The organism is Bradyrhizobium sp. (genome assembly GCF_035309285.1).
Taxonomy (GTDB): domain Bacteria; phylum Pseudomonadota; class Alphaproteobacteria; order Rhizobiales; family Xanthobacteraceae; genus Bradyrhizobium.
The window spans coordinates 1-5,286 of the sequence record NZ_DATGFH010000157.1 but is presented as its reverse complement, the minus strand read 5'-3'; the positions used below and the strand labels follow the sequence as shown (position 1 = coordinate 5,286).

Below are 5,286 nucleotides of genomic sequence, written 5' to 3'. Positions count from 1 at the left end.
CGATGTTGTTCAGCATGGCCGGTACCCGGCCGCTTCCCGCGGTATCGGTGCCGAGCGCCAGCGGCACCAATCCGCTCGACACCGCGACCGCCGAGCCCGAACTCGATCCGCCGGGAATCAGATCGGCGCGCATCGGATTTTTGGGAATGCCATAGGGCGAGCGCACGCCGACCAGGCCGGTGGCGAACTGGTCGAGATTGGTCTTGCCGATCGGAATCGCGCCGGCGGCGCGCAGCCGCGCCACCACGGTGGCGTCGAATGACGGCAGGTAAGAATAAGCCGGGCAGGCCGCCGTGGTGGGCATCCCGGCGACGTCGATATTGTCCTTTATCGCGACGGGAATGCCATAGAGCGGCAACTGCGCGGCATCTTTCGCGCTCAGCGCTTCGGCTTCCGCCACCGCGTCTTTTTCATCGCGCAGACTGATGAAGATGGCCGGATCGTTGTGGTCGCGAATCCGCTGAAAGCTTCGCGCCACGGTTTGCGCGGGCGACAGGTCGCCGGCGCGATGCGCAGCGACGATCGCAGCGATGGTCTCAGTCACGCGCCGCCCCAGTTCAGCAAGGAAACAGGCGCGCCGCTGGCGGCGCCTCTTGAGTGCGAAACGGGAAGGTGAGTTGTGTCCGCCATGCTCGCCGCACTCCGAAGTGGCCGAATTCCACCGGGATCGAAGCAATCGGTGTGCCATATGTACACCGAAATCGCCGGACCGGCTTACGGAGATGGCGCCGTATTATCAAGTGCTTGCGCACATTTCACGCCCGGATTTTTCCGCGTGCAAGCGCGCTTTGCTGCTCATTTTATGTGCAGGGTTTCTTCTCCACCCGACGTGGCTAGTTTGGGGCGGTGGCCGGGTGCCGAGCCAATCCGGGATGCGGTGCAGCAGGTTTGATGGGCGCCCCGCCGGGAGCGGCGTTAGGAGCTGCGTTGGTCGCCGCACCTGTCCCTGCGGACTGCTTCTGCGCGACTAAATGCTCGGCGATCAGTTCGGCCGAGAAGCGGCTGACCGTGTCAGGATCGGTAATGATCGACTGGGTGTTGTTCTGTGCCTTGTAACTGGCGCCGCCGGGCTTTCCCTTGACGACGAAGGTCCCCTCTCCAGAGTCCGACCAATTGGTCGATCCCTCGCCACCGACCCGGCCATCCGCCACGAACCCCTTGGTGTGGCTGATCTGGTGGGTTGCCGACTGGCCGATGGCAAACTCCTGCACATGGGTTTTCGTGACAAAATGGGTATTGAACAGCGCAAGATTATTCTTTCTGTCGGCGTCCAACAGCGCCTTCTCATGCTTTCCGCCGGCCTGACTCTTGTCCAGGGTGACCAGCATGGTGATCGATGCATCGAGCGCGATCTTCATCAGGATGTCATTGAGTTCGTTGTCATCGAACCCGAACATATTCAGGTAAAGTGAAACGCTAACCCGCGACAACACGTGCTTGAGGATATCGTGGACATCGTCGCGCCCGACGTAAAACAGGTGGAAGTCCTTGCTCGCCGTGGTCGCGTAGATCCTCTCCTGAGTGTATTGCTGCAGATCGAGCAGGTCGAAGGTCTGCAGACTCTGCGTCGGATCGTTGATGACGTTGGTTGCGGTCGATTTGGCTGGTGTCGTCGCGCCAGCTGTCGGCGCTGCCGTCGCGGCCGCTGACGTCGGGCTTCTCGTCGATGTTTTTTTTGCCGATTTCTTTGTGGCAGTTGCTTTTTTCGCCATCGCGCGAGCCCTCCCAAAGGCTTCCTACGCTAACCACGGCTTCCTACGCTACAGCCGTGAGTTTATCTCGTCAATCTATGATTGCAAGGCGAGGTCAGCGCACTAGGCCTCGGAAAATCACCGCGCCACCTTGCTGCTGCCTTGCGTAATCAGCCGGGCGGCGCGCTGGTCACGGGCGTGAATCCACAGCCAGCTGATGGCGACGCTGAGCCGATTGCGCAGCCCGATCAGGAAGTAGATGTGCGCGATGCCCCAGATCCACCACGCGATCGTGCCGCGCAACTTGATCGCGCCAAAATCGATCACCGCCTTGCGCTTGCCGATCTGCGCCAGGCTGCCGGCGTGGCGATAGTGGAACGGCGCCGGTACTTGGCCAGCCAGGCGCGCTTTGACAGATGCGGCGACATGGCGTCCTTGCTGCTTGGCTGCGGGCGCAATGCCGGGGACCGGCTTTCCTTCGGGGTCGGCGACGACGACGGTATCGCCGATCGCGAAGATGTCGGGATGGCCCGGCACGGTGAGGTCGGAAAGAACCTGCAAGCGGCCGGCGCGGTCGGCTGACGCACCCAGCCATTCGGCGGCGGGCGAAGCGCGCACGCCGGCGGCCCAGATCAACGTCCTCGATTGCAGGCGCTGGCCACCATAGACCACACCGTCGGCCGAACATTCGGTGACGGCCTGCCCCAAAATCACTTCGACGCCGAGGCCTTCCAGCGAGCGTTGTGCGTAGGCCGACAGATCGTCGGCAAAGCCCGCCAGCACCCGAGGCCCGGCCTCGATCAGCACGACACGCGCCTTGTGGGTGTCGATGTTGCGGAAGTCGGGCGGCAGCGTGTCGCGTGCCAATTCTGCGATGGTGCCGGCCAGTTCGACGCCGGTCGGGCCGGCGCCGACGATCACGAAGGTCAACAACGCCGCGCGCCGCTCCTCGTCGGTTTCGCGCTCGGCGCGTTCGAAGGCGACCAGAATGCGGCGCCGCAGCGTGGTGGCGTCCTCGAGCGTCTTCAGCCCGGGTGCGAACGGCTCCCATTCGTCATGGCCGAAATAAGCGTGCCGCGCGCCGGTGGCGAGGACCAGCGTGTCATACGGCAGAGCGTCGCCGTCATCGAGCAATACGCGTTTATTCTGTGCGTCCACGCCATTCACGGTGGCAAACAGGGTGGTGACCTCCGGCCGGTCGCGCAAGAGATAGCGGATCGGCCATGCGATTTCCGAAGTCGCCAGCGAAGCGGTTGCGACCTGGTACAACAGCGGCTGAAACAGATGGTGGTTGCGGCGGTCCACCAGCGTGATCGAGACCGGCGCACCTTTGAGCCGATGTGCACATTCCAGCCCACCGAAGCCGGCGCCGACGATCACCACGCGATGGGTCGTCGGCTGCGGTGCTGCTGGCGTCATGGATGGCGACCTCTCGGTTCGAAAAAAACGCTGCCTCTTTATAAATGTAAGCGTTTGGCCGTTGCGGTCCAAGGCCCGGTTCGCGATCGGTCCAGGCCGTGTGGAAACGTTTTCCGTACCCCAATAACTGCAAGCAACCGGGCGTGATGGACCTCGACGCGACCGTCTGAGCCTATTTTTGCTGTATCGAGTCTGGAGTCAATCCGTGCGCAGCCTCAGGCCATGCTGAGCGACCCTAACGGTCTCACGGCGGGCACCATGCCGCGCGCCTCAAGCCCGGATCGCCGCGAGGAACGGTTTGATACCGATGATGTTCATCACGCGCGTGAGGTTGTAGGCAAGCACGTGCAGCGCCATCTCGGTCGCCACCTTCGGCAGCGTCTTCATCATAAAGTGCGTCGCCCCCATCCGCATCTTCAGCGTGGCGAACGGATGCTCGACGGTTTCGCGGCGCACACGCATGGCTTGCGGGTTCTGATCGAGCCGCGTCTGTGCGGCCTCGACGACGTGTTCGTGTTCCCAGCGTTTGATGCGGCGCTCGTTGGCCGTTGTGCACTGATCCTTGAGCGGGCATGTCCGGCACGCCTTCGTCAGGTAAATCCGCATTTTCTGGCCATCTTCATCAGCAGTGAAGTGGTGCGCCAGCTTCTCGCCGGCCGGGCAGCGATAGACATCGTCCTTGGCCAAATAAACAAAATCAGGCTTCCCAAAGCGGCCTGCCGACTTGGCGCCCGAGGTTTGCGGCTTGGGCAGCGTAACCGCGACCCCGGCTTGTTCGCATGCCAGGATTTCCTCACCTTTAAAGTAGCCCCGATCCGCAACGACGTCCAAGTTATCGCTGCGCAGCGCAGCTTTCGCCGCTTGCGCCATCGTCGCCAGTTGCGATCTATCGGTGCCGACGTTGGTGACCTCGTGCGCGACAATCAGATGGTTCGTGGTGTCGACCGCACTTTGTACGTTGTAGGCGACCATACCTGAGCCGCGCCCGCTCGTTGCCATCGAGCGGCAATCGGGGTCGGTCAGCGATATCTGCTTGTCGGGCGAGGCCAGCAACGCCTTTTCAATCGCGGCCAGCCGTTTCACTTCTGCTTCGAGCTTCGCCAGCTTTTCCTTAAGCCGCGTCTTGATCAGCAGCACCGTTTCCGACGGATCTTCTCCTGCGGCAGTCTGGCGGTCGGCGGTGTCGAGTTGGCTCATGTAGCGCGTCACACTCTCTTCGATCTGCTTCTGGCGGCGCTGGATCTTGCCCTGCGTGAAGTTGTTGTCGCGACTGTTCACGGCCTTGAACTTGCTGCCGTCGATGGCAACGCTGGCCTTCGCCAGCAGGCCCATCTTGCGGCACAACTCGACAAATCGCGCGCAAACCTTCCTGATCGCGGGACCATTGTCCTTGCGGAAGTCGGCGATGGTTTTGTGATCCGGCGCGAGCCGTCCCGTCAGCCACATCACCTCGAGATTGCGGCCGGCCTCGCTCTCGAGACGACGGCTCGATTGCACGCGGTTCAAATAGCCGTAGATGTAGAGTTTGAGCAGCACACCAGGCCGATACGAGGGCCGGCCGATCCCTGCCGCATCGACCCCTTCAAAACCGATATCGCGCAGATCCAGTGCCTCAACGAACACATCGACCGCGCGAACAGAATTGTTTTCGTCGACCCAATCCTCAAGGCATTCTGGCAGCAACGTCGCCTGCCCACGATCCAGCCCTGCCACGAAGCCCGCCATCAAATCCCCCGCCGATTCAGGAAGGGAATCATAGCATGGGTGGAGTTTTCACACAGGCTGGACCCTTAACGGATCTCGGCTAGTCTGCTGGCAGTCGCCGAAGAGGGTGACCGAGTAAAACCAAACCCAATCGACATTTCCAAATAGTGGAAATGTTGCACGCGAATCCTGAACAGGCGTAAAATGAACAAAAATATATTTGGGCGCAGTCTAGGGAAAGTCGTCATGCGTTTCCGTCGCATTGAAAGAATTGCGATCGTCTTCTGCGCTTTGCTCGCGCTCACGAACGGAGCAGTTGCCGACGAGATCACGGTCCTGACTACAGGGATCATGAAAGGCTCGTTCCCACAGATCGCCGCGCAATTCGAGCGCGAAACCGGTCATAAGGTCATGATGTCATGGGGACCGTCTTCGGGAAATTCTCCTGAGGCGGCCCAGGTGCGCGTGAAGA

The 5,286-nt window shown here is 61.4% G+C and carries 4 protein-coding genes and 1 pseudogene; 1 reads left to right on the top strand and 4 read right to left on the bottom strand.

Features of this window, described 5'->3' with window-relative positions; translation table 11 throughout:
• From VKR55_RS27885 to VKR55_RS27870, 4 genes are all read right to left on the bottom strand, one after another.
• On the bottom strand, positions 1–544 hold a 544-nt coding region (locus tag VKR55_RS27885; protein ID WP_324408499.1), incomplete at its 3' end, for an amidase family protein.
• A 289-nt stretch (positions 545–833) separates the two neighbouring features.
• Positions 834–1,712 (bottom strand): phospholipase D-like domain-containing protein, encoded by an 879-nt coding sequence (locus VKR55_RS27880; RefSeq protein WP_324408497.1) that lies wholly within the window; start codon positions 1,710–1,712, stop codon positions 834–836.
• Positions 1,713–1,829: 117 nt separating this feature from the next.
• The gene (locus tag VKR55_RS27875) at positions 1,830–3,110 is read right to left on the bottom strand and encodes an NAD(P)/FAD-dependent oxidoreductase (protein WP_324408495.1); all 1,281 of its coding nucleotides are present in this window, start codon (positions 3,108–3,110) and stop codon (positions 1,830–1,832) included.
• A gap of 270 nt (positions 3,111–3,380) precedes the next feature.
• On the bottom strand, positions 3,381–4,835 hold the full coding sequence (locus VKR55_RS27870) for an IS1182 family transposase (protein ID WP_324408493.1): 1,455 nt from the start codon (positions 4,833–4,835) through the stop codon (positions 3,381–3,383).
• A 225-nt stretch (positions 4,836–5,060) separates the two neighbouring features.
• On the opposite strand from VKR55_RS27870, the pseudogene VKR55_RS27865 reads away from it, so the two are divergent.
• Positions 5,061–5,286, top strand: a pseudogene (locus VKR55_RS27865) (hypothetical protein); the annotation flags it as partial.